Annotated in this window: 14 protein-coding genes; 7 read left to right on the top strand and 7 right to left on the bottom strand. The window is 68.9% G+C overall.

Going from position 1 to position 23,595, the window contains the following annotated elements; all coding sequences use genetic code 11:
* The 4 genes from mbtD to AC0KTM_RS07345 are packed head-to-tail and all read right to left on the bottom strand — an operon-like array spanning nucleotide 1 to nucleotide 8,664.
* Nucleotides 1-3,057 (bottom strand): mycobactin polyketide synthase MbtD, encoded by a 3,057-nt coding sequence (gene mbtD / locus AC0KTM_RS07360; protein WP_225326924.1) that lies wholly within the window; start codon nucleotides 3,055-3,057, stop codon nucleotides 1-3.
* Nucleotides 3,057-4,376, bottom strand: coding sequence for a beta-ketoacyl [acyl carrier protein] synthase domain-containing protein (locus AC0KTM_RS07355; protein WP_472415272.1), 1,320 nt, complete (start codon nucleotides 4,374-4,376; stop codon nucleotides 3,057-3,059). The genes mbtD and AC0KTM_RS07355 overlap by 1 nt, the downstream gene beginning before the upstream one ends.
* Before the next feature lie 5 nt (nucleotides 4,377-4,381).
* Nucleotides 4,382-5,152, bottom strand: a complete 771-nt coding sequence (locus tag AC0KTM_RS07350) for a thioesterase II family protein (protein ID WP_225326926.1) — start codon at nucleotides 5,150-5,152, stop codon at nucleotides 4,382-4,384.
* An 8-nt stretch (nucleotides 5,153-5,160) separates the two neighbouring features.
* Complete coding sequence (locus tag AC0KTM_RS07345; protein WP_472415270.1) at nucleotides 5,161-8,664, bottom strand: non-ribosomal peptide synthetase; 3,504 nt, start codon at nucleotides 8,662-8,664, stop codon at nucleotides 5,161-5,163.
* 96 nt (nucleotides 8,665-8,760) lie between these two features.
* Here AC0KTM_RS07345 and AC0KTM_RS07340 point away from each other — a divergent pair, with 96 nt between their 5' ends.
* Nucleotides 8,761-10,404 (top strand): (2,3-dihydroxybenzoyl)adenylate synthase, encoded by a 1,644-nt coding sequence (locus AC0KTM_RS07340; protein ID WP_238957727.1) that lies wholly within the window; start codon nucleotides 8,761-8,763, stop codon nucleotides 10,402-10,404.
* 28 nt (nucleotides 10,405-10,432) lie between these two features.
* Here AC0KTM_RS07340 and AC0KTM_RS07335 read toward each other — a convergent pair whose 3' ends face one another.
* The 3 genes from AC0KTM_RS07335 to AC0KTM_RS07325 all read right to left on the bottom strand — a co-directional run bounded on the left by AC0KTM_RS07335 (nucleotide 10,433) and on the right by AC0KTM_RS07325 (nucleotide 14,362).
* Nucleotides 10,433-11,491, bottom strand: coding sequence for a 3-deoxy-7-phosphoheptulonate synthase (locus tag AC0KTM_RS07335; RefSeq protein ID WP_238957726.1), 1,059 nt, complete (start codon nucleotides 11,489-11,491; stop codon nucleotides 10,433-10,435).
* 291 nt (nucleotides 11,492-11,782) lie between these two features.
* Complete coding sequence (locus tag AC0KTM_RS07330; RefSeq protein WP_225326930.1) at nucleotides 11,783-12,574, bottom strand: iron reductase; 792 nt, start codon at nucleotides 12,572-12,574, stop codon at nucleotides 11,783-11,785.
* A 129-nt stretch (nucleotides 12,575-12,703) separates the two neighbouring features.
* On the bottom strand, nucleotides 12,704-14,362 hold the full coding sequence (locus tag AC0KTM_RS07325) for an NAD-dependent malic enzyme (protein WP_238957725.1): 1,659 nt from the start codon (nucleotides 14,360-14,362) through the stop codon (nucleotides 12,704-12,706).
* Nucleotides 14,363-15,298: 936 nt separating this feature from the next.
* Between AC0KTM_RS07325 and AC0KTM_RS07320 the strand changes: the two genes are divergently transcribed.
* The 6 genes from AC0KTM_RS07320 to AC0KTM_RS07295 all read left to right on the top strand — a co-directional run bounded on the left by AC0KTM_RS07320 (nucleotide 15,299) and on the right by AC0KTM_RS07295 (nucleotide 23,241).
* On the top strand, nucleotides 15,299-16,690 hold the full coding sequence (locus AC0KTM_RS07320) for a condensation domain-containing protein (protein ID WP_238957724.1): 1,392 nt from the start codon (nucleotides 15,299-15,301) through the stop codon (nucleotides 16,688-16,690).
* Between the two features lie 33 nt (nucleotides 16,691-16,723).
* Nucleotides 16,724-18,370, top strand: coding sequence for an ABC transporter permease (locus tag AC0KTM_RS07315; RefSeq protein ID WP_225326933.1), 1,647 nt, complete (start codon nucleotides 16,724-16,726; stop codon nucleotides 18,368-18,370).
* On the top strand, nucleotides 18,370-19,716 hold the full coding sequence (locus AC0KTM_RS07310; RefSeq protein ID WP_238957723.1) for a condensation domain-containing protein: 1,347 nt from the start codon (nucleotides 18,370-18,372) through the stop codon (nucleotides 19,714-19,716). The genes AC0KTM_RS07315 and AC0KTM_RS07310 overlap by 1 nt, the downstream gene beginning before the upstream one ends.
* Entirely contained in the window at nucleotides 19,716-20,963 is a 1,248-nt protein-coding gene (locus AC0KTM_RS07305; RefSeq protein ID WP_225326935.1) for a hypothetical protein, read from the top strand. Before AC0KTM_RS07310 ends, AC0KTM_RS07305 begins: the two co-directional genes overlap by 1 nt.
* Before the next feature lie 238 nt (nucleotides 20,964-21,201).
* The gene (locus AC0KTM_RS07300) at nucleotides 21,202-21,528 is read left to right on the top strand and encodes a hypothetical protein (protein ID WP_225326936.1); all 327 of its coding nucleotides are present in this window, start codon (nucleotides 21,202-21,204) and stop codon (nucleotides 21,526-21,528) included.
* Nucleotides 21,529-21,852: 324 nt separating this feature from the next.
* The gene (locus AC0KTM_RS07295; protein WP_238957722.1) at nucleotides 21,853-23,241 is read left to right on the top strand and encodes a PPE family protein; all 1,389 of its coding nucleotides are present in this window, start codon (nucleotides 21,853-21,855) and stop codon (nucleotides 23,239-23,241) included.
* Nucleotides 23,242-23,595 lie beyond the last annotated feature (354 nt).

Here is a 23,595-nt window from a genome sequence, read left to right as displayed (position 1 = left end):
CTAGGAGTCCAACCTTTCGAGCGTCGCGAGCGTTGAGTGGTGCGCACCGTTGGCGGCGCCGGTGCGCTCGATGGGCGACGGCGGCGTGGGGCCGCCGGGTGAGTCGGCGCGCAGCGCGTCGATCAGCTCGTTGACGGTGATGCCGCCGAGCATGCGCGCCACCGGAACCGAGTTCCCCACCGTCCGGCGCAGCCGCTTACGTAGATCGAGGGCAAGCAGCGAGTCCACCCCGAGGTCGATCAGCGACGTGCCCGGGTCGATCGACAGCGAATCACCCAGATGCAGGGTCGCGGCCAATTCCGTTCGCACCACGTCGGCGAGGGGCTTCGCCACCACGGCGTCTTCCGCCATCCCGACGTCGCCGCTCTGCGGAGCGCTGAACGGCATTGGCATTCCCTGGCTTTCGAAGAACACCTGCAGCCGGTCGAAGTCGGCGTCGAAAATCAGCGGGTCGCCGTCGTAGCGGTACAGGCTGGCCTCGATCGCCACCTCCGGCTCCATCGCCACCAGCCCCGAGCGTTCCGTGCGGGTGATCTCGTTGCCGACCACCACCCCAGCGCCCTGCCACAGCCCCCACCGGATCGCCATGCAGTCGCGGCCTTCGGCACGCAACCTGGCGGCCAACGCATCGAGCATCCGGTTGGACGCCGCGTAGGCCGCGTGGTTGTAGCCGCCCCAAACACCGAACACCGAGGAGCAGGCGAGGATTCGGCAGTCCGGTTGCAGCGGCCAAACCTCGGCCATCAACGCCAATCCGCGGACCTTGGCGGCGCACACCGCCGCCACATCGGCACCGGTGAGGTCGGCGCGCGAGCGGGCCTGCGCGATGCCCGCGGTGTGGATGAGCAGCGACGCCCCCGAACCCGCGTGCGTGGCGGCCACGGAGGCCAGCGCGGCGCGGTCGGTGATATCGCATTGCGGGGCGCGCACTTCGGCGCCGTGCCTGTCGGCGAGCTCGCGCAGCGCGGCCGGGTCCACGCCGTTGCGGCTCAACAGGGTGATGCTCCGGGCACCGCGTTCGAGGCAGAACCGCGCGTATTGCAGGCCGATGGCCCCGCTGCCGCCGGTGATCACCACGTCGTCCAGGGCGGCGGCGTCGAGGGGCCGGTGGGTCGCCGATTCGCGGCACGCGCGGAATGTTCGGACGTGGCGTCGGACCTGGCTCAGCGGTGACTCGCCGCCCCGCAACGCGACCTCGGCCGCCTCGCCCGACAGCACGTCGACGACGGCGCGCGCGGTCGCGGCGTCCACATCTGCGCGCTCGAGGTCGAGATGCCCGAAGGCCTGGTCCGGGAATTCGAACCCGACGCTGCGATGCATCGCCGCCAGGGCCGCCTGCGCCGGCGAGGCGGTGGTGTCATCCCGATCGATGTGTTCGGCGCCGACGGTCAATAGCCAGACGGCCCGGCATCGTGGGCCGATGAGCGCGGGGTAATCGGGTAGGCCGGCATCGGGCCGGGCGGCGATCTGCTCGATCGCGGCCGTGGCGTCGAGCTCGTCGATACCCGGCGCCACGATGGCGAGGATCTCCGCCTCGTTCGGCGGCACCACGCGGCAATTGCCGTGCGCCGCAGCGGCATCGGCCAGCTGCCGGGTCAGCGCGTCCGTTCCGGCGAAGCCGATGCCGGGGCGTGTCGCGCTCGGACCGATGGGCGAGGTGGTGTGCTGCCAGTCCTCGACGGCCACGGTGAGCGCGGGCACCGAGGCCGGTTCGGTGGCTCGTTCCGGCGCTGCCCAGAGGTGCACCGCGCGCATCGGCGCGTTCGGGAACCCTCGCAGTGGAGCCCGCTCACCCGCCGGGACGGCGTCGGCCCACCGGCAGCCGGGGTCGGCGGTCGCGACGGCGGCGATGCTCGCCGAGAGGGATTCGGTGACGGGGCGGTCGCGGTGCCCCGAGCCGACGACGACCGCCTCGTCGTCGACGATGTCGCCGAGCGGATAGAGCAGTGCAGGGTGCGCCGAGAGCTCCACGAACGTATCGGCTCCGCAGCTGCGGGCGTATTGCACGGCGAGATCGAATCTCACTGTGCCGCAGAGGTTTTCGTACCAGTATTCGATGAAGTCGGTCGCTTCGCCCAACTCGGCGCCCAGGGTGGAGCCGACGAACCGCACCGGCCCGTCCCGGAACCGCGACTGCGGCGTCAGCTCGGCCAGGCCGGCACGCAACGGGCGTAGTGCACTGGTGTGGCCGGGGTAGTCGACGGACAGTTGATGGGTGAAGATGTCACGCCGTTGCGCCAGCCGCACCGCGGCGGCGACCGCGTCGTGGTCGCCGGCGACCACGGTCGACGACGGCCCGTTGACCGCCGAGACTTCCACCCAGCCGGGAGCCTCGGCCAGCAGCGATTCGGCGATGTCGAGGCCGGTGCCCAGCACCGCCATCGCGTAGCGGCCCGTCAGCCGGCCGACGACGGTGGCGCGGGCGACCACGAGGGCGACGGCGTCGGGCAGCGAGATCGCTTCGGCCACATAGGCCGCCGCCACCTCGCCGAGGCTGTGGCCGATGGTGATTTCGGGCAGCAGCCCGCAGTGTCGCCATGCCTCGGCCAGGCTGACCGCGTGGGTGAACTGTGCTCCCTGAATTTCGGCACGTGACCAGCCGCGCTCTTCCTCCCCCACCAGATACGGGAGCGGGGAGTCGAATCCGGCGACGACGAACTCTCCCGCACACCGGTCGGCCGTCTCGCGGTAGGCGGGCAGCTGACGGTAGGCGTCGGCGCCCATCGCCTGCCATTGATTGCCCTGGCCGGGGAACACGAACGCGATGCGCGGCGGCGTCGTCTTCGCGGATCGCGTGACCAGCTCGTGTTCTTCGCCCCGCGCGATCGCGGACAGCCCGGCGACCAGCTCGGCGCCGTCGGCTGCTCGCAGCACGGCGCGGTGACGTCGCGCCCGCCGCAGCCGCAGCAGGGTGGATGCGACGGCGGCGGCCGCGTTCGGTGGGTCGACGCGGCCCAGGTAATCGAGGATCGCCGCGGCGTCCCTGCGGATCAGCTCGGGGTCGTGGGAGCTCAGCAGCACCGGGATACGCCCGTCGGGCAGACGATGGGTGAGCATCACGCGACCTCGGGGACGGAGACGATCAGATGCGCGTTGGTGCCGGCGATCCCGAACGCGGAGGCCGCGGCGATGCGCTGCCCGTCGACGGCCGGCCAGGGCGTCAGAGTCTGCGCCAACCGCAAACCCTGTTTGTCCCACTCGATTTCGGGACTGGCGTTGTCGGCGTGCAGGGTGGGCGGGACCGCCCCGTGTTCTGCCGAGACCAGCACCTTGGCCAGTCCCAGCGCGCCGGCGGCGGCCAGCGAGTGCCCGACGTTGGACTTCACCGAACCGAGCAGCGCCCCGGCGCCGGCTTCGGTGTCGCCGTAGGTCTGTGCCAGCGAGCGCAATTCGGTGCGGTCGCCGAGTCGGGTGCCGGTGCCGTGCCCCTCGATCATGCCCACCTCGGCGGGCTTGATCCCGGCCTGGGTGATGGCCCGCTGGAACAGGCGAACCTGGGCGTCGCCGCTGGGCGCGCTGAGCCCGGCGCTGCGCCCGTCCTGGTTGATGGCGGTGGCGCGCACCTCGGCCAGGATCTGCCGGCCGGCCCGCAGCGCGGCCGATTTGCGTTGCAGCACAAACATCGCCGCTCCCTCGGCCCACACGGTTCCGCTGGCTTGCGCGCTGTAGGGGCGGCAGTACCCGTCATCGGAGAGGGCGTGTTGTTTGGAAAACTCGACGAAGAAGCCGGGTGAGCCGAGCACGTTGACCCCACCCGCGATGGCCATGTCGCAGTCGTCGTTCTGCAGCGAGCGCACCGCGACGTGGAATGCCACCAGCGCGGACGCGCACGAAGAATCCAGTGTGAGTGCCGGGCCGGCCAATCCCAGCGTGTAGGCGATGCGGCCCGAGATCACGCTGAGGGCGGTCCCGGCGAGCAGATGGCCGCTTTGTTCGGAGAACCTGGCCATCTCGGGTCCGTAGCCGGTGGCGGAGGCGCCCACGAAGCAGCCCACGTCGTGCCCGGCCAGGTCGTCGGGGTTGATGCCGCTGGTTTCCAAAGCGCGCCAGGCCACCCGGAGCGACACCCGCTGCTGCGGGTCCATCACCACGGCCTCGCGTGGTGAGATGCCGAAGAACTCCGGGTCGAACGTTGTTGCCCCGCTGAGGAATCCGCCGCGATCGTGAATCTCTTTGAATCCGCTGCGGCGGGAGCCGGCCAGCAGCTCGCGCACGGCCCAACCGCGGTCGGTGGGAAACGGTCCCAGTGCTTCACGGCCGTGCGCCAGCAGATCCCAGTAACCCTCGGCGTTTTCGATGCCGCCGGGCGCCTCGACACCCATCCCCACGATCACGACAGGGTCGACGCCCTCGGCGCCGTACGCATCGTCCGACATTGGTATCACCCGGCGTTCACCTGTGCGGCGACCGCGTCGACGTGGTCGTAGACGTAGAAGTGCCCGCCGTCATACAGCGACATGGCAAAGGATCCGGCGGTGTGCTTGTCCCACTGGCGCAGCACGCCCGTCCCGATGCGGTGGTCGTCATGGCCGCCCAACACGTGGATGTCGGCGCCGATGCGGACGTCGGGGCTGGGGTCGTAGCGGTTGAAGGCCTGGTAATCGGCGCGCACCGCGGTGGTCATTAGTTCCGAGAACTCTTCGTCGGCAAGCAGTTCGGGGTCGGTGCCGCCCAAATCGGCGATGTCCGCCAGCAGCCCGTCGTCGCTGGTCGGCAGTTCGGGCATGTCGGCGACGACGCAGGGCGGTGGGCCCGCCGAAACCCAGAGCTTGCGCACGGCCGCGCCGTGCATCTCGGCGACGCGGGCGAATTCGAAGGCGACGACGGCGCCCATGCTGTGGCCGAACAATGTCAGTGGCGCGACGCTGGGCCATGGTGCGGCCCGGAAGAGGCTGGCGGCGAGGTCGCGCACGCTTTCGTGTGCGGGTTCGCTGAGGCGGTCGGCCCGCTGAGGGTACTGCACGACGTAGGTGTCTCCGCCGGCGGCCAGCGCCGCGGCGAGCACCCGGTAGCTCGCGGCGGCCGCACCGGCGTGCGGGAATACCACGGTGGCACCCGCGGAGCGGTCCGCGGTCCCGTCGTTGCGGCCCCGGGTCAGTTTGATCCAGGACGGGAACGTGGAGGACACGGTGATCAGATTATTCAATGTCATTGCGCCGTTTACGATTTCGCGGGTTGCTGAGAGGCCGCCAGAACCGATTCGGCGTCCATGCCGATAACCTCGAGGTATAGCTCGGCGACCTGGTCGAGCCGGCCGGGTTCGTGCTCGCCGGCGCTGAGGACCGCGGCCAGTGCCGACACGGTTCGGTTGGCGAAGATGTCGGCGACCATGATGTCCGGCGCGTCCAGCCATGCCCGAATTCGCGCCACCGCCTGCGTGGCCAGCACCGAATCACCGCCGAGCGCGAAGAAGTCGTCGTCGACACCGATGTTCTGCCGGCCGAGCAGGTCGCCCACGATCATCGCCAGCGCGGATTCCAACGGCGTCGACGGCGCGCGGTGCCCCGGCTGCTGCGATTGCGCCACGGCGTTTTCCAATTCGCGCGCCACGGCGCGGCGGTCGAGCTTTCCGGCATCGGTGAAGCCGATCCGCTCCACCACCGCGATGTGGCGCGGGATCATGTGTGCGGGAACGAGGTCGGCGACCGCCCGCCGGATGCCCTCGGCGGTCAGGGCGGCGTCGTCCGCGCACACCTGCGCGGCCAGCACGTCGGATTCCCCGGATACGGAGATCAGGGCGGCCACCGCCGTGCGCACCCCGGGCACCCGCCGCAATGCGGTCTCGATCTCGCCCAGCTCGACGCGGTACCCGCTGATCTTGACGCGATGGTCGGCGCGGCCGACGAATTCGAGGGTGCCGTCGGGCCAGTAGCGGACCAGGTCCCCGGTGCGATACCAGATTCGGCCGTCGTGCTCGACGAAGCGTTCCGCGGTGAGATCGGGACGTCCGCGGTAGCCGCGCGCGATGCCGCGACCGGACACCCAGTACTCGCCGGGGACCCAGTCGGGACAGTCGGCGCCGCTGTCGTCGACGACACGGCAGGCGTTGTTGGGCAGCGGGACGCCGAAGGGCAGCGACGTCCAGTGTTCCGGTATCGGCTCGGTCACCTCGAAAATGCTGTTGTGCACGGGGGTTTCGGTGGCGCCCCCGAGGCCCGCGAACTGGAGGTCGGGCGCCTCGTCCCGCAGCCGGCGCACCACTTCGGGCCGCACCCAGTCGCCTCCGGTGGGCACCACCCGCACCGAGGACAGCCGCCCGCGGCCGACCTCGACCAGCATCTCCAGCCAGCCGGGCATGAAATGCAGCACCGTGACCTGGTGCGCGTCGATGAGCCGGGCCCACGCGTCGGGATCACGCCGCTGCGCTTCGTCGACCACCACGATGGCCCCTCCGGTGCGCAGGGTGACGAAGATGTCCATCACCGAGATGTCGCCCTCCAGGGTCGACAGCGCCAGGCACCGGTCGGCCGGGCCGATCTCGAAGTGGCGGGCGATGAATTCCACGGTGTTCATCGCCGCGTCGTGGGTGACCTCGACGCCTTTGGGCTCGCCGGTGGAGCCGGAGGTGAACAACACGTAGGCGAGCCCGGCGGGATCGATTCTCGCGGATTGGATCTCGGCGCCCGCGGGGGCATCGCGAAGGATGTCGGCGAGCACCACTTCGGGTACCGGCGTGGACAGCCGTTGTCCGCCGCACACCACGGCCAGGCTCACGCGGGCGGATTCGAGGATGCGCTCGGCGCGGTCGCGTGGCTGGTCGATGCCGATCGGCAGGTAGGCAGCACCGACGGACAGGATGCCCAGCAGCGCCGGGATCTGTTCGGCGGTTTTGGGGCCCATCACCGCGATGGTGTCGCCGGCGGTGATGCCTGCCGCACGCAGCGCGGCCGCCACGGCCAGCGCCTGGTCGCGTAGCCGCGCGTAGCTGAGGTCACCGGAACTGGCGCAGACCGCCGGGGCATCGGGCTGCCGCTCGGCTTGCCGGAAGAACCCGTCGTGCAAGGCTTCTCCGCTCGGTTCGGCGGTGCGACCGTTGATCGCCTCGCGCACGGCCCGCTGAGCCTCGGGCAGTGCCGGGGGGGCCAGCGCGTCCCAGGCATCGTCGGCGCCGGCCAGCCGGAGCAGCTCGTCGATGTGGTGGGCGAACATCGCGTCGATGACCCCGGCGGGGAAGATGCCTTCGCGCACATCCCAATTCACCAGGACGCCGCCGTCGAATTCGGTGACCTGCGCGTCGAGCAGCACCTGCGGCCCCTGGGAGATGATCCACCCCGGTGTGCCGAATTGGCCGGTCACTTCGGAGCTGAACAGTTCGCCGAGCCCGAGCGCACTGGTGAAGACGACGGGCGCGAGCACCTGGGTGCCGCGATGGCGGCTGAGGTCACGCAGCACCGACAGCCCGGGATAGGCCGAATGGGCAGCCGCGGTGCGCATCGCGTCCTGCACCACCTGCGTCCGGGCCGACGCGGTGTCCGCGCCGGCGAGGTCGACGTCGAGCAGCAGCGAGGAGGTGAAGTCCCCGACCAACGAGTCGACGTCGGGGTGCAACGCCTGGCGCCCGAACAGCGGGACGTTCAGCAGGAAGCGCGACGTCGTCGACCAGCGCGCCAGGGTGTTGGCGAACCCCGCGGCCAGCGCCATCGCCGGAGTGAATCCGCGCGCTTGGGCGCGGGTGAAGAGCCGGTCGCGGGTCTGCGGGTCCAGCCAGTGCCAGCGCCGGGTGCTCTCGTTGCAGGCGCGGCCCCGGACCGTCGGCAAGGCGGGCGGGTCCGGCAGCTCCGGGAGGCGCGGCGACCACCAGGCGCGGTCCGCGTCGCGGGCCGGTTGCGGCCGTGCGTCTTCGGCCTCGATGGCCTGGCGGTACTGGCGGTAGGTGTAGCGCAGTTCGGGCAGGTCGCGGCCGAGGTAGAGCGCCGCGAGGTCGGCCATCAGCGTGCGATAGCTCATCGCGTCGGCGGCCTGCATGTCGAGGTCGACGTGGAGCCGGGACCGTTGGTCCGGGAGCAGCGTCACCGCCAGTTCGAACACGGCGCCGTCGAGCTGCTGGTGTGATTTGGCGGCGCGGATGGCGGCGAGTCGCTGATCGACCGCGTCGGTGTGCCGCTCGCGCAGGTCCTCGACGTGGACCGGGAACGCGCCGCACTCGCCGGCCGGGGTGATGCGCTGGGTGCCGTCGGGCAGGAACCGCACCCGCAGCATCGGGTGACGCCGTGCCAGCGCGGTGGCCGCGGTGCGCAGGCGTTCCGGATCGATCGGTCCGCCGTCGAATTCGACGTAGAGGTGCCCCGCGACGCCGCCGAGCTGCTGGTTTTCCTGGCGGCCGACCCACATCGCGTGCTGCATCGGGGCCAGCGAAAAGGGCTCGTCCTCCCCGGATCCTTGAGCGTCCGCGGGCGCATCGGCGGGCTCGGCGGGCCGATCAGCGCTCGGCCCGCCGGCGCCGACCAATCGCGCCCAGGCCTCGACGGTCGGCATTTCGGCGAGCGTGGCGAAATCGACGGCGAGGCCCTGGCGGCGCCAGCGTCCGGCCAGGGTCATGATCCGGATCGAGTCCAGGCCCTGACCGATGAGGTTGCTACCCGGCTGAACTGCCTCGACGTCGACGCCGAGCAGTTCGGCCACCTCCGCCCGGATGTCCTCCGAGCGTGCCGGGGCGCGCACCACAGACCCTCCCAGAATTAGCACAGGCTGCCCTAAATTTTTTGGTTACCCTATCCTTACTCCCTGCATCCCCGCTACTAAGCCCCCGCCAGAGGAGCCATGACCCCGAACACACCGCCGCCGGCCGGAGTCCTCGACGGGTTCGTGCCGTTCCCCGCTGAACGCGCCGCCGCCTACCAGGCGGCCGGCTACTGGACGGGACGGCCCCTGGACACGATCCTGACCGACGCGGCGCGGCAGTGGCCCGACCGAATCGCCGTGCTCGACGCCGTGGGCGGTACCGGCTTCAGTTATGCGGACCTCGACGACCAGGCTAATCGCGCCGCCGGGGGGCTGAGGGCACTGGGTATCGCCCCGGGCGACCGGGTGCTGCTGCAGCTGCCGAACAGCTGCCAGTTCGCGGTGGCGCTGTTCGGACTGCTGCGGGCGGGGGCGATCCCGGTGATGTGCCTGCCGGGACATCGGGCCGCCGAACTCGGGCATTTCGCCGCGGTCAGCGGGGCCACCGGGCTACTGATCGCCGACACGGCAGCGGGTTTCGACTACCGAACCATGGCGCTCGGCCTCGTCGAGGAACACCGCGCGCTGCGGCACGTCATCGTCGACGGCGACCCGGGACCGTTCACCTCATGGGCGAAGTTGTGCGAGCAGGCCCCAGTCGGCCCGCCACCCGCGCCGGGCGACCCGGGATCGCCTGCGCTGCTTCTGGTTTCGGGTGGCACGACGGGCACACCCAAGCTCATCCCCCGCACCCATGACGATTACGTGTTCAACGCGACGGCCAGCGCCGAACTCTGCCGGCTCACCTGCGACGACGTCTATCTTGCGGTGCTGTCGGCCGGGCACAATTTTCCGCTCGCCTGTCCTGGCCTGCTCGGCGCGATGACGGTGGGCGCCGCCACCGTGTTCGGCACCGATCCCAGCCCCGAGGCGGCCTTCGCCGCCATCGACCGCCACGGCGTCACGGTCACCGCCCTGGTGCCGGCCCTGGCCAAACTGTGGGCGCAGGCCTGCGAGTGGGAACCGGTGACTCCAAAATCCTTGCGGCTCTTGCAAGTCGGCGGCGCCAAGCTGGAGCCCGAGGACGCCCGCTTGGTGCGCGCCGCCTTGACGCCGGGCCTGCAGCAGGTATTCGGGATGGCCGAGGGACTGCTGAACTACACGCGCCTCGATGATCCACCCGACCTCACCGAGCACACGCAGGGGCGGCCGTTGTCTGCCGCCGATGAATTGCGCGTCGTCGACGGGGCCGGTGGGCCGGTGCCGGCGGGCGAGGAAGGCGAATTGCTGGTCCGCGGGCCCTACACGTTCAACGGCTACTTTCGCGCCGAGCGCGACAATGAGCGCTACTTTGACGCGCAGGGCTTCTTCCGCAGCGGTGACCTGGTCCGGATCACCGACGACGGCTACGTGGTGGTCACCGGCCGCGTCAAGGACGTCATCTGCCGCTGCGGCGAAACCGTTTCCGCGGTAGACCTCGAGGAGCAGATGCACAGCCATCCGGCGATCTTCTCGGCGGCCGCGGTGGCGTTGCCCGACCCTTACCTGGGCGAGAAGATCTGTGCAGCGGTCGTTTTCAAAGGACAAGAGCTTTCACTTGCGGAGCTGAACGGCTACCTCGACGAGCGTGGCGTGGCCGCACACGCCCGGCCCGACGTCTTGGTTCCGATGACCGCGCTGCCCACCACGCCGATCGGCAAGATTGACAAAAAGGCCATCGCCGGCCAGGTTTCGGCGCGCTGAGCACCGCACCGCACGCTGCACCCCGCGTTCAGCCCAAGGCCTCGTAGAGCTCCGCCAGCAAGCGCGCCGTGGTGCCGAAGTCCATGCAGGCGTCGGTGACGGATTGGCCGTATGTCAGTTCGCCACTGAGCGATTGGGCGCCGGCCACCAGGAAGCTCTCCAGCATCAGGCCGGCGATACCTCGCTCGCCCGCCGCGACGCGCGCGGCCACCTCGGCGGCGACCTCGGCCTGTCGCACATGATCTTTGGCGGAGTTGGCGTGTGAGCAGTCGATCATGACCAGCTCGGAAAGGCCGGTGCTGCGCAACCGTTCGATGGCCGTGTCCACCGAGGCCGCATCGTAATTCGGGCCGGCGGTGCCGCCCCGCAGGATGACGTGGCAGTCGGGATTGCCCATCGTTTCGACGACGGCCGCGCGGCCCACGTCGTCGGTTCCGAAGAAATGGTGGGGCGCCGCCGCGGCTTTGACGCCGTCGATGGCGACTTGGATGTTGCCGTCGGTGCCGTTCTTGAATCCGACCGGCATCGACAACCCGGATGCCAATTGGCGGTGCACCTGCGATTCGGTGGTCCGTGCGCCGATCGCGCCCCAGGCGACCGCGTCGGCGATGTATTGCGGGCTGGTGGGCTCCAAGAATTCGCACCCTACCGGGAGGCCGACGTCGATGATGTCGAGCAGCAGCCCGCGGGCGGTGCGGATGCCGCGTTCCACGTCGAAGCTGCCATCCATCGCGGGGTCGTTGATAAGTCCCTTCCAGCCGACGGTGGTGCGCGGCTTTTCGAAGTAGACCCGCATCACGATCTTCAGCCGTTCGGCGTACTGGGCGGCAAGCGGGGCGAGCCGGCGTGCGTAGTCCAGCGCGGCAACGGGATCGTGCACCGAGCAGGGGCCGACCACGAGTAGCAGCCGTTCGTCGTGGCCGGCCAGGATCGCCGATACCTCGTCACGGTCGCGCTGGACGACCTGGGCGCGCGCAGGGGTCAGCGGAAGTTCGGTGCGAATCGCGGCGGGAGCCGAGAGTTCACGGAAGGAGACGATCCGGTGGTCGGACGTGTCGACAGCTGTGGGTAAGTCGGTGAGGGACATGGTGGGTGTGTCTTTCTGTGTTGGCCGCCAGGGCACGCCCGCTGGTTCCCGATGCCCTGAAAAGCGAAAAGCAGCGACCTTGTGGTCACTGCTGGGCTCCGGGTCTCAGTCGTGCGGGTGCGTCAACCAGACGCCGCATCGCCGGCTCCACCCGGAGCCACGATAAAGCGCCAATACGCGCGCACGCCGATGTTCACGTCGGCGAACATACCACGCGGGGCCCGACGGTTCGAAAGCTGTCGGGCACGAGGGGCCCGGACGGGCGCGACGACGGCGCGGTTTCAGTGCCGCTCAATGAGAGCCGGCGGGTGCGGTAAGCAAAGGCGCTGCCGCGCAGCGTGATCGGCGTACCGGCAGCCCGAATCCGACCATCGCGTCGAGGATGGCTTGGCTTCGGCGGGTGATCACGTGGTCGTCCACGGACGCCGCGCGTGGAATCTGTGCGGCGACCCCGATGGTCGCCGATCCCACGATGTGCCACATCGCCGTGATCGAGACGGCGCCGTTGCTGATTGCGTGCACCGAGTCGAACAGCCGCGTCAGGCTTCGGTGGCAGCGATGCGCTACCCAAATCGCCAGCGCCCCTTCGTTCGGCAGCGTTATCAGCCCCTCCTGGCGCGCACGCCACCCGCGGGCATCGCCGCCGGGCGCGACCACGCAGGGATCGTCGGGCAGCACGCGCAGCGTGGGGTCCACCACGGCGGCCCAATCGATCGCACCGTCCCGATCGCGGTGCAGCCAGAGATTCTCCAGGCCCACGTCCCAGGCCCTTCCTTCCAGCAGCACCAGCGGCAGCATCCGCCCGATGATCTCGTGGATCAGGCTGGCCGCCAGCTGCCGTGCGGCGGCGTGGGGACCGATGTTGTCCACGGCATCGTCGAACATCGCCCGCAGCAGGGTGTCGGTCCGCGTGGAATCGAGGGGCCACCAGCGATGTCGCGCGACATCGTCGAGCACGGCGATGCCATACACCAACGGGCACGCGGGAAAGAGTCCGCGCAGGCGACGGCTGGATTCATGGACCGGCAGCTCTCGGCGGATGTCCATCCCCGATATCAGCGGATGGTGAATCGCGGTGCGCACGTCGGCAACCTCCCGTATCGCGATTAGGTTAGGCTACCCTCAAGTAACGCGGTGGGCCAGCGCTCGCCCCGGGTCAGGGATGAACCCGCGCAGCGCCCACCGAACTCGTTGTGGGCGCCATTCCTGGGCTCACTGGCTGGCTGCGGTTGGATATCGGGGGCGCCACCGCACCTCGGCGATGCGTTCGCCGAGTTCCGCGTCGCTGCGGGCCGGGGCGACGCCGTCGGCCACCGCCTGCACGGCGACGGCGCGCGCGATGCTGACGGCGACATCGGGCACATCCGACCACGCGGGCAGCAACGGCTGGTCGGGATCCGCGAGAGCCGGCGACGCCTCCCCCAAGGTCTGGGCGGCGACGCGCATCATCTCGTCGGTGACTCGAGTCGCCTGGGCCGCGGTCACGGCCAGACCCATCGCGGGAAAGATGTAGACGTTATTGCATTGGGCGACAGGGCGCTCCACCCCGCCGCGGCGCAGCGGCGCGAACGGCGATCCGGTAGCGATCAGGGCGCGCCCGTCGGTCCACTGATCCAACTCCGCCGGGTACGCCTCGGCCCGGCTCGTCGGGTTGGACAGCGGGAAGATGATCGGCCGGTCGGTCTTGCCGGCGACTTCACGCACGATGGCTTCGGTGAACGCGCCCGCGGCGGTGGACAGGCCGAGCAGCACACCGACGTCGACATGGTGGACGACGTCGGCGAGCCCGACGCGTCCGGACACGCCCCAGCCCGCCACCCGGCCCGCCGGCTGGGCGAATCCCCGTTGCGCGTCGGAGAGGTCGGCGCGGTCATCCGTGAGGAGCCCCTCCACGTCGACAACCCAGATGCGCTCCGAGGCAGCCTTTTCGGACAATCCCTCGTTCACCATTTGGCGGCGAATCATGTCGAGCACCCCGATGCCGGCCGCACCGGCGCCGAGCATGACGACCTGTTGCTGCGACAGGGGGCGGCCCGCGACCTTGGCGGCACCGTGCAGCGCTCCCACGGTGACGGCGGCCGTCCCCTGGATGTCATCGTTGAAGGTAAGGAGTTTGTCGCGGTAGCGGGCGAGGATCGGTAGCGCATGTGTGGTCGCGAAGTCCTCCCACTGCACCAGCACATTGGGTAGCTGCTTGTGCACCGCGGCGACGAACTTGTCGATGAACGCGTAGTAATCGTCGTCGTCGATACGGCGGTGCCGCCAGCCCAGATACCGAGGGTCATCGAGCAGTTCGCTGTTGTCGGTTCCCACATCGAGCACGATCGGGAGAGTGCGAGCGGGGTCGATGCCACCAATGAGGGTGTAGAGGGACAGCTTTCCGATCGGGATGCCCATGCCGCCGATACCCTGATCGCCCAGCCCGAGGATCCGCTGCCCGTCGGTCACCACGATCACGTCCACCTCGCGCTGGGGCCGATTGTTCAGCACCTCCTCAAGGCAGTCCCCCTCGGCGTAGGACACGAACAGTCCCCGCGGCCTCCGGTAGATCTCACTGAAACGCTGGCACGCCTCTCCCACGGTGGGCGTGTAGACAATCGGCAGGGCCTCGGGGATGTGGTCGAGCAAAACGCGGTAGAACAACGTCTCGTTGCGGTCCTGCAACGCCCGCAGATAAATGTGCTTGTCCAGATCGTCGCGGCGAGTGGAGAATTCGTGCCAGCAGTGCTCGGCTTGTTGTTCGAGGGTCTTCACCGTCGTGGGCAGCAGGCCCATCAGGCCGAATCGCCGGCGCTCATCCTCGGTGAAGGCGGTGCCCTTGGTGGTCAGGGCATCGAAGAGCTTGGCCGACCCCCGGAGCTCATCGGGCATCGTTAACGTCCCTTCTGTAGGAATCTCGCGGGAGGGGAACGGCGGGTGTCGGACGACCATCGTCGATGATTCCCCAACTGTTTGTCTGCGCGTAACCCTGAGTCAACATTGTCAAATGTCAGTGCGCTGCCAAAACCTCGCGGTCGCCTTCGAATCCACGTGCGAAGCGTTCGGTCTGCGGGTTCGCCGAGGCGGGGTTCATTGAACTGTTGAACGCCCCAGGGAAACCGACGCGTTAATCGCCCCTGAGCTCCGCCTAATATTTGGACGAAACTGACGCGCAGTTTGCTGACAGCGCTGGGGATCCGGCCCAATCACGTGCCGACTTCGTATCGGCGGGAGCGTGCGACCCAGTGCCACCGCACTTTTGAGCATGGCTATGTTGTTTGCCCGGACCATCCGTGCCAGAAAGGTTCGGCTGACACTATTCCAATACGGCCATACATCACGATATGGTAACCGAGGCGCCGTTTCGGCAGGCCCAGCATCGTCTCGGGTGGCTTCGCCAAGACAGCGCTCTGTGGGTGGGAATCGACAGGTTGGTCATCGCGTCGAGATAAATGCTTGTTCGGGCAGCAGTTCTGTGTTAACGCACGCGCTTTAATGACCCCCCATCGTCGATGACCTCACACGGGCACGCGACGAGTTGTCAGAAGTTCCTGGGGAATTGCTCGGGCCCGAAAGGGGAATTCATGATTGCGCCGCAGGCGCGCCGGCGAGTCATCACTTTGCGCCGCTTGGCAACATGCGGGTCGCCAACTCACATCACGCTGAACTTAATCTCTCGCGCGCATTCGTCGACGCATCCGGCGGTGCGCCAATCGCCAGGCCCGCGTAGCGGGGCTCTTTGGGCCCTCAGCTCGTTCAGCAACTCATGCGCGGTGCCGTTAAGGTCATCCGAACTGGCGTCACCAGCTGACGGACGAAAGGTAACGCATGTTCTTGGGCACGGTTGAGGACTGGACGGCCGAGGGCACCGTCGTATCCTGGTACCCCACCGCGACCACCTATCGGCGCGCGGCCGAAGCGCAATACCATCCGGCGCCGGTCAGTTATCAGCAATCGCAACATCTTCGGTACTACCGACGCCAGGTCAGCCGGGGCCGTGATATCCCACGGTTGTGCATCGGGGCCTGGGAAATCAGCGGTGTCTGCGATATCGATGCGATGACGTACGCCGTGAATGCGCACCTGCGGCGCCACGACACCTACCACGACCGGTTTGCCTTCGGCGACGGCGACGAGGTCCTTCGCTACGTCATTGCCGACCCGGAGGTCATCACTTTGGCGCCAACGGATCTCGGGAGGATGGGCCCGCCGCAGATCCGCAAACTGCTTCTCGACACTCCCGATCCCCTGCAATGGGACTGCTTCACCTTCGGCGTCATCCAGGGCGACGACCGGTTCACGGTCTTTATCGCCGTAGACCACCTGCGCGCCGACGGTATGTCGGCCGGGGTGATCTTCCTCGACATCCAGACAATGTACTTCAGCGCGCTGCAGCAGGCGCAGAGTCCGTTGGCGCCCGCCGCCAGCCATCGCGAATACAGCGCGAATCAGCACGCGTACACCAGGAGCCTGAACGAAGAGTCGCCCGAGATCCGGTCGTGGCGGGCCTTTCTCGCGGCGAACAACGGGGCGCTGCCGAAATTTCCGCTGGAGCTGGGCGAGGCGGCCGCGGATACGCCGGGGGCCATCGACGTGTTCGACCTGATCGATGACGACCAGGGCCGACGGTTCGAAGCGGCATGCCGCGCCGCGGGTGCGCGTTTCAGCGGTGGCGTGTTCGCCTGCGCCGCCCTGGCCGAGCACCGGTTGACCGGCGCCGCAACATATTTCGGCCTCACGCCGTTCGACAACCGCCGGGATCCCGCCCACGCCACCGCGGTCGGATGGTTGGCCAGTTTCGTCCCGTTGGCAATTCCGACCGCCGGCGCCTCGTTCGACGAGGTCGTCGCCGCCGCCCAGGCATCGTTTGACGCGAACACGGCCCTGGGCGCTGTGCCCTACTACCACCTGCTCGAGGCGCCGGACCGATCGTCAGGCCCCATCGAGGTACCGGACCGACCGGTTCCGATGCTGTCCTACATCGACATTCGCAAGTTGCCGTTCGGCGACTACTTCGACGGCCTGCGCGCCGGTGTGTGGGGTGACAACCGGCTCTCGGAGACGGTGTGCATGTGGGTCAATCGCATGCACGACAAAACGCAGCTGGTGGTCGCCTACCCCGGCACCGACGTCGCCCGCGGGTCCATCTCGCGCTACGTCGAGACGATGCGCGCCGAGTTCACCCGGGTGGCCGACGCCGGGCTGAACAGCGATGCATGATGCGGTTTCCGTCCCGCCGCAGGAGGTCTCGGCATGAGTGCCCTGGTTGCACTCACCGCGCGGACCCTGTCAGGCTCCCGGCGCGATGCCGACCTACTGTTCGCGGCGCTGGCGCCTGTGGGCTGCTTCCTGGGGTTCACCTTGGTGTTGGGCAGTCTCATCCACACCGGTTCGATGACCTACCCGCAATATGTCCTTCCGGTGGTCATCGTGCAGGCGATGCTGTTCGGGGCGATGACCACCGCCGACCGCGCCGCACGAGACCGACTGTCCGGCTTCGGGTCTCGGCTTCGGACTCTGCCGCTGCCCGCGGCGGTGCCCCTGGCCGCACGGATGCTCTATTGCTTGATACGTTCGGTCATCGCGCTCGTCGCCGCTATCGCGGTCGGGTGGTTGTTTGGCTTCCGGATGGTCGGCGGACTGGGCGACACCGTCCTGTTCGTGATCATCGTCGTGGCGTTCGCGTTGGCGGTGTGCCTGGGCGCTGACGCCCTCGGCTCGCGGGTCGGCACCGTCGAATCGTCGAGCCAGTTGCTGCTGCTGCCCCAACTGGTCCTGGTCCTGTTATCCACGGGTATCGCTCCCGCGGAATCGTTTCCGACATGGCTGGGCCCGTTCGTCCAGCACCAGCCGGTCTCCCGGGTCACCGACACGTTGCGCGGACTCGCCGCCGGTCACGCAACGCGTGGGGATTTGGCGGTGGCATCGGCGTGGTGCCTTGGAATGCTGACGCTTTTCGGCGTTCTGGCGGTGCGGATGCAGCAACGCGCGGCCGGAGGAAGTGTCCGCGCGGCCCGGGCCGTCCGGATTCCAGCGCGGGATGCCCGGCAGGCGCGGGACGTGTCCGCCGAACAACCTCGCAGGGCGGTGAATGCCACTGCACCACAGGGGATTTCGTTCGCACCGTCACTGACCTCCTTCGTCAGTCACAGCGCCTCGGAGGCGGGGCGGCTCCTGCGTCGCTGGCGGCGCGACCCGATCGTCGCGGTGCAGGCGCTGCTGTTCCCGACCTTCCTGCTCATCGTCTACAAATTGCTGATCGGCAAGGCCGTTCTGGCCGTCACGGGACACGACAGCCTCTATGGTCTGGTCCCCATGTGTGCGGTGGTCGGCGCCGTGTTCGGAACCCTCGGCGCCGGTTTGGCTTTGCCGGCGGAGCGGGAGTCGGGCGTGCTGACGAGGCTGTGGGTGCAGCCGGTCCATCGGGCCAGCACCGTGGCCGGCCGGCTGGTCGCCGAGGCCGCCCGCACCACCGCGTCCGCCATTGTGCTCACCGTCTTCGGGATGGCTCTGGGTCTGCGATTCAGCTACGGCTGGATCGCGGCACTGGCCTTTGTGTTGGTGCCCGTGGCGATTTCGGCAGGGATGGCGACGCTGGTCATCGCGATCGCCGCCCGCGCGGACGGTAAAGCCATGGTGACCTGGCTGGGCGCGGGATGCGTGCTGCTGCTGTTCCTCAACACCGGTGTCGCGCCCGCCGGGGTGTTTCCGGGCTGGCTGCAACCGGTGGTGCGCTTTTCACCCATATCACCGACGATCGAGGCGATGCGCGCGCTCGCCGAGGGCGGGCCGCTGCTGTCGCCGATGTGGCAGGCGGGCCTGTGGGCCGGTGTACTGGTCGCGGTGTTCGCGCCGGCCGCGGTGCGCGGGTATCGCGCCGCCGCCGAGGCGGGCTGCTAGTGACGAGGCTGGGGCTTTTGGACCAGGCCGCGTTCCTGCGGTTGCGCGCCACCGGCCAAGGCAGCACGGTGCAATGCACGTGGGTCTACGACCGCGACGTGGACATCGACGAATTGCGGTCCTTCCGAGACAATCTCGGCGCCGGCCTGCTCGGGCGCCGGATCGAGCGTTCACCACTGCCATTCGGGCGTCATCGCTGGGTCGTCGACGACCGCTCGCCGGACATCGCGTGCGAGCCGCCGCAACCGCGGCGTGAGATCGGCGCGTGGATCGAACGACGAGCGCGGGTGCGCGTCGACCCCGAACACGGCCCGTCGTTTCACCTCGGGCTGTTGCCGTTCGACGACGGTGGGGCGGCCGTCACCCTGGTCGCGTCGCACTGCGTTGTCGACGGGCTCGCGATGGCGGCGGCCATCACCGAAGCGGTCAAGGGAGAACGACGCGATCGCGGCTACCCGCAGCGGAATTCGCGTGGCCGGTGGCGCGCGATTCGGGAAGATCTGGTTGACGCCGTTCTCGCCCTGCCGGCCGCGATCCGGGCGCTGATCGCGACTCTGGCGATACTGGTCAAGGCCTCGTCGGATCGGCAGGTTCACCCGCAGGCGCGGGCGCCTCGGGCGCACGATCCAATGGGTCAGGGCCAGAACGCATTCGGGTCGGTGACGATACAAACCGACGCCGCGGCATGGGACGCACGTGCCCGCGGCCTCGGCGGCAGCAGCAACACGCTGTTCGTCGCATTCGCCGCTCGCGTGGCGCACCGGATGGGCAGGGTGCTCCCCGACGGATGCTCCGTGACGGTGGTGCTTCCGGTCAGCGATCGCACCGCCGATGACGACCGCGCCAACGCGCTGACCTCGATCACACTCACCGTCGACGGCCACGCGGTGGTCCACGACCTGAGCGGCGTGCGTGCAGAAGTCAAGAACCTGCTGACGTCCCTGGATCGACAACCCAACGAGATGCTCGCCGGATTGCCACTCATTCCGTTCACGCCGCGATGGGTGGTGCGTCGCGCCGAGGGCATCGCCATGTCGTCCGGCCAACTACCGGTGGGTTGCTCCAACGTCGGCAACCTCGATCCCGCCGTCCGCCGCATCGACGGTGCGGACGCGACCGAGTTCTCGATGCGGCTGGCCGAGCAGGGCATCACGCAGTCGCGCATCGCGCAAACACGCGGCCAATTGTTCTGCGCCACAGGAACGGTCAACGGCAGCCGATTTCTCACGATCGTCGCCTACCAGAGCGGCGCCGGCGACACCACAGCGGCCACGCGTGAGCTCGCGCGTGGCGCGCTGGCCGACCTGCGGTTGTGCGCCGCCACGGTCTACGAGGGCGGGATGTGATGGTGGACCTCGGCCTCGAGGCCGATCAACGCACACGCCGCCGTTACGTAGCTATCGCCGTCGCGATCGCGGCCTGGGCGGCGGCCGTGCTGTGGTTCGCGATCAAGGTCGTTCCGCTCGACGTGTACTGGATGTCGTACTACACCGCCGACTACACGCACGGCTTCGTGCGCCGCGGGCTCGCCGGTGAGCTGGTTCGGTTGGCCCCACGCCACTACTTCACGGCCACGCTCGGCTTGCGGTGGTTGTCCACCGCGCTCTATTTGTGCGGCCTGGCAACGGTTGCCGGTGTGGTGCTCTTCAGTCGCCATCCGTCTGAACGCAGGCTGCTGGTCGCGGGGGTGATGCCGTTGTTGCCGTTCGGTGTCCCGTTTGCGGCCTTCTCGGCCCGGCCGGACCTGTTCGGCGCGGCGGCTCTGGCGGTGTTCAGCTCGGCGTTGGCGCTCACGCGTTCCCGGCCCGTCGCGACGGGCTGGTGCGCCGGCTACGGCGCCCTCATCGCCGCGCTGACGCTGGTGCACGAGGCGATAGGGCTGCAGTTCGCGTTGGGGGCGCTGCTGGCCATCGCCGTCCTCGGCGGCGCGTTGGAAACGGCCCAGCGCCGTGGCATGGTGCTGGCCGTGTTGCCGGGCGTCCTCACCACGGCCGCCGTGGCGGCGTTCGGTCGCCACGACATCGCCCGTCAACTGTGCGCGGCGGTGCCGCACCACCCGGTGCCCAACCCCTTTGCCACGGTCACATCGCCGGCGACGCTGGTGCGCTATGTGTTTGCGGGGCAACCGAGTCAAACCGATTATCACGACTGGGTGTGCCGCAACGTGATGCCGAACTACGACAACGGAATCGCGGACGCCATCCGGGCCGTCGGGAACATCGGCGCGCTCGGTCTCACAGTCTCGGTGATCTTCGGTGCCGGTGCCGCCGCGGTGACGGTGTGGGGTCTCAGCGTCCTGTCGGGCGTACCGCTGCGCGCGTTCGTCGAGGTGCTGCGGGGGCAGACTACCTGGGTGACCACTGGCCTGCTGTTGATCGTCCCGGTCTTTCTGACCGGCTTCGACTGGACCCGCTGGCTGACGATCGTGGCGTTCGACGTTGCGGTCGTTTTCGTCCTTTTCGCAGCGCGCAGGCCGGAGATCGATCAGCCGCCCACGCCAAAAACGTTGCGGTTGTTCATCCTTCTCGTCATCGCGCTCGCCGTGATCCCGGTAGGCGCGGTTCCGGGTTTCGGCGGACCGCGGATGGTCTGACGACGCCGCCCTTTTCGAGCTGGCGCACGATCGATGCCGCACCAACGTATGTCGATCATCGTTTTGCTGGACGTGACGGCTTGGCTGGTGATGTATCGCGGCTGGTAGAGTGCATGGCACTGTGAATTTCGGAGTGGGAATGTTTTCACGGTGGCCGCGAGGACAAGCTGCGCTGGCCATCGTTGCTGCGCTGACCCTCGTCGCAGCTGTACTCGGTTGCGGGGCTTTGCGAGCCGAAATGGCCGCCAACGCTTCACCGCCGGAGGTGGCGGCTTCGTCGGTCAGCCCGCTTTCCAACCCGATATACCCGGACCACGAGTCGGTTCCGGTGCGTCGCCTCGGCGTCGGCTCCACTGTGAACGACGACAAGGCGTTCAAGAGTGCCGCGTTAAAGCGCGATCGCGGAAGCACTTTCGCCCTTTCCACTCCGCGGCAGTCCGGCTCGTCGGCCCCGCCCGCTGTCGGGGTAATCTGGTCACAGCAGCGCGTCGATACGCCGGCGCGCGCGCCGGCGACCAGCCCCGTCGGGCACAATATTTTTCAATACTGCGTCGCCCGTTGCTGATCGGGCACACCGGCTCGTCGGCGTGCAACACCCTCGCACGGCGAGCTGGACGCTAGCCGCTCTCAGCTCCGGCGCCCCCGGCATCCGCTGATCGGCTTGTCTGGGCTGTTTCAGCGATGCGTTGTGGCCACCACACCCGGCACCGCCGCGAAATCCGGCGTGCCAGTTAACGGAATTCCGAGGTCACGGGCGTCCCAGGTCGCTGCGTGATGCGTTGGGCGCTTGGACTTTTCACCACCACTTCGACTGCTGACCAGATGTCGCGTGCGAGCACCGCGGCATCAGCAAGGTCCGCCCAAAGAGTCACCAAGGACAGGGATAGGCATGGATTTTGGCGCGTTACCACCGGAGATCAACTCCGGTCGAATGTATTTGGGACCCGGTCCCGAAAGTTTGCTGGCCGCCGCGGCGGGATGGGAGACGCTGGCCGCCGAGCTGACTGATGCCGCCGGCAGCTACCAAGCCGTGATCGCCCGTCTCACCGACGAGTCCTGGTCGGGGCCGGCGTCGATGTCGATGGTGGCCGCGGTCATGCCCTACATCACGTGGATGACGGCGACCGCCGAGCAATGTCAGCAGGCCGGCGCGCAGGCGACGGCCGCCGCGGCAGCCTTCGAAACCGCTTACGCAATGACGGTCCCGCCTCCGCTGGTCGCCGCCAACCGCGTTCGGCTTCTGGCATTGATCCAGACCAACATCTTCGGGCAGAACACGCCTGCGATCATGGCCACCGAGGCCGAGTACAGCGAAATGTGGGCCCAAGACGCGACCGCGATGTACGGCTATGCCGCCAGTTCGGCGTCGGCCTCGGCACTTTCGCCGGTGGCGCCGCCACCCCCGCAAACGACCACTTCGACCGCCGTCGCCGGCCACATCGGCGCCGTCACCCACGCGGCGCTCCAGTCCGGCAGCACCGCCCACGCGACGGCGACGCAGTGGGCCTCCTCGGTGCCGCAAACCCTGCAAGGCCTGTCGACACCCGGCTCGTCCTCGAGCACCGGGCTGTCGCAGGCGGCGATGGGCACGGGCGCTTCGCTGGGATCGTCGGGGGCCACCGCCCCGCTCAGCGCGCTGTCGGGTCTGACCAACGCCTCCGGCAAGGGGGCGACAAAGAGCGCGAGCACGGGCGCGGGCGCCGCGACGGGACTTGCCTCGACGCTCGCGGCCGCACCTGCACTCGACGGTGGCACGGGCGCCCTGGCCGGAGAAGCGGCCGGGTTCGGGGCCGATGGCGCCGGCCTGATCGCCGACACCGGCGGAATCGGAATAGACCTCTACGGCCTCGATTTGGATTACCAGGGGCTCGGTTTGGACTACCAGGGATTGGCGCTGGACTACGCGGGCGCCGGTTCCATCCTGGGGGCCGAGGGCGCCGGCGGAGTGGAGGGCATAAGCGGTATGGGCGTCGCGGCGGGCTTGGGAAATCTCCCGCTGGCAGGAGTGGGCCACGGCGCCGCGGCGGGTGTGGGCCAAGCCAGCTCCCTGAGCACGTTGTCCGTGCCACCGAGTTGGGCCGCCACCGTGTCGTCGGTCACGCCGCTGCAGGCTCTCCACTCCAGCACCATGCCGGGCGGATGGGCCGCGGCGCCGACCCCCGGCCCTACCGTGTCCAAGTTGCCGCTGGGCGGCATGGTCGGACGCGAATCCGAGGGCGCGGTTCAGCGCGTCGGCCTGCGTGTCTCGCTCATTCCGCATTCGCCGGTGGCCGGGTGATGCGCCGACGCCGACCGCGGGCCGTCACGGAGGGCGCGAGCTCTCCGAATCCGAAGGAACGCGCGACCGGGCCGGCGGCCCGAAAACCGCTGGCGTTCATCGCAAACGCTTCGATGTGCGCTGCCGTCATCGTGGCGTTCGGGGCATCGACACCGGCGCAGGCCGGCGCCGATCCGGATCCGGGTGGCCCCAGCCCCAATCCCTTCGGCGGCCTCAGCTGCAGCTGCCCACAGCCCGGGCCCGCCGGCAGCCCTGGTCAGAGACAGCAGCTCATCGGGGGAATGCAGCAGGGGCTTGCTGTCGGGCAACGGGAACCGAACGTCGGTTCGTCGCCGGCAAGGCCCCCGGCTTGAC

The organism is Mycobacterium sp. NTMscope_Eco_3 (genome assembly GCF_976985685.1).
The sequence above is the reverse complement of the archived record's forward strand: the minus strand, read 5'-3'. Positions and strand labels throughout refer to the sequence as shown.

Bases quoted from the DNA above. Each gene is read 5' to 3' on its own strand.
- AC0KTM_RS07295 (WP_238957722.1), top strand. From the start codon at position 21,853: ATGGATTTTGGCGCGTTACCACCGGAGATCAACTCCGGTCGAATGTAT.
- AC0KTM_RS07340 (WP_238957727.1), top strand. From the start codon at position 8,761: ATGACCCCGAACACACCGCCGCCGGCCGGAGTCCTCGACGGGTTCGTG.
- AC0KTM_RS07305 (WP_225326935.1), top strand. From the start codon at position 19,716: ATGGTGGACCTCGGCCTCGAGGCCGATCAACGCACACGCCGCCGTTAC.
- AC0KTM_RS07315 (WP_225326933.1), top strand. From the start codon at position 16,724: ATGAGTGCCCTGGTTGCACTCACCGCGCGGACCCTGTCAGGCTCCCGG.
- AC0KTM_RS07320 (WP_238957724.1), top strand. From the start codon at position 15,299: ATGTTCTTGGGCACGGTTGAGGACTGGACGGCCGAGGGCACCGTCGTA.
- AC0KTM_RS07325 (WP_238957725.1), bottom strand. From the start codon at position 14,362: ATGCCCGATGAGCTCCGGGGGTCGGCCAAGCTCTTCGATGCCCTGACC.
- AC0KTM_RS07355 (WP_472415272.1), bottom strand. From the start codon at position 4,376: ATGTCGGACGATGCGTACGGCGCCGAGGGCGTCGACCCTGTCGTGATC.
- AC0KTM_RS07335 (WP_238957726.1), bottom strand. From the start codon at position 11,491: ATGTCCCTCACCGACTTACCCACAGCTGTCGACACGTCCGACCACCGG.
- AC0KTM_RS07300 (WP_225326936.1), top strand. From the start codon at position 21,202: ATGGCCGCCAACGCTTCACCGCCGGAGGTGGCGGCTTCGTCGGTCAGC.
- AC0KTM_RS07350 (WP_225326926.1), bottom strand. From the start codon at position 5,152: ATGACATTGAATAATCTGATCACCGTGTCCTCCACGTTCCCGTCCTGG.
- mbtD (WP_225326924.1), bottom strand. From the start codon at position 3,057: ATGCTCACCCATCGTCTGCCCGACGGGCGTATCCCGGTGCTGCTGAGC.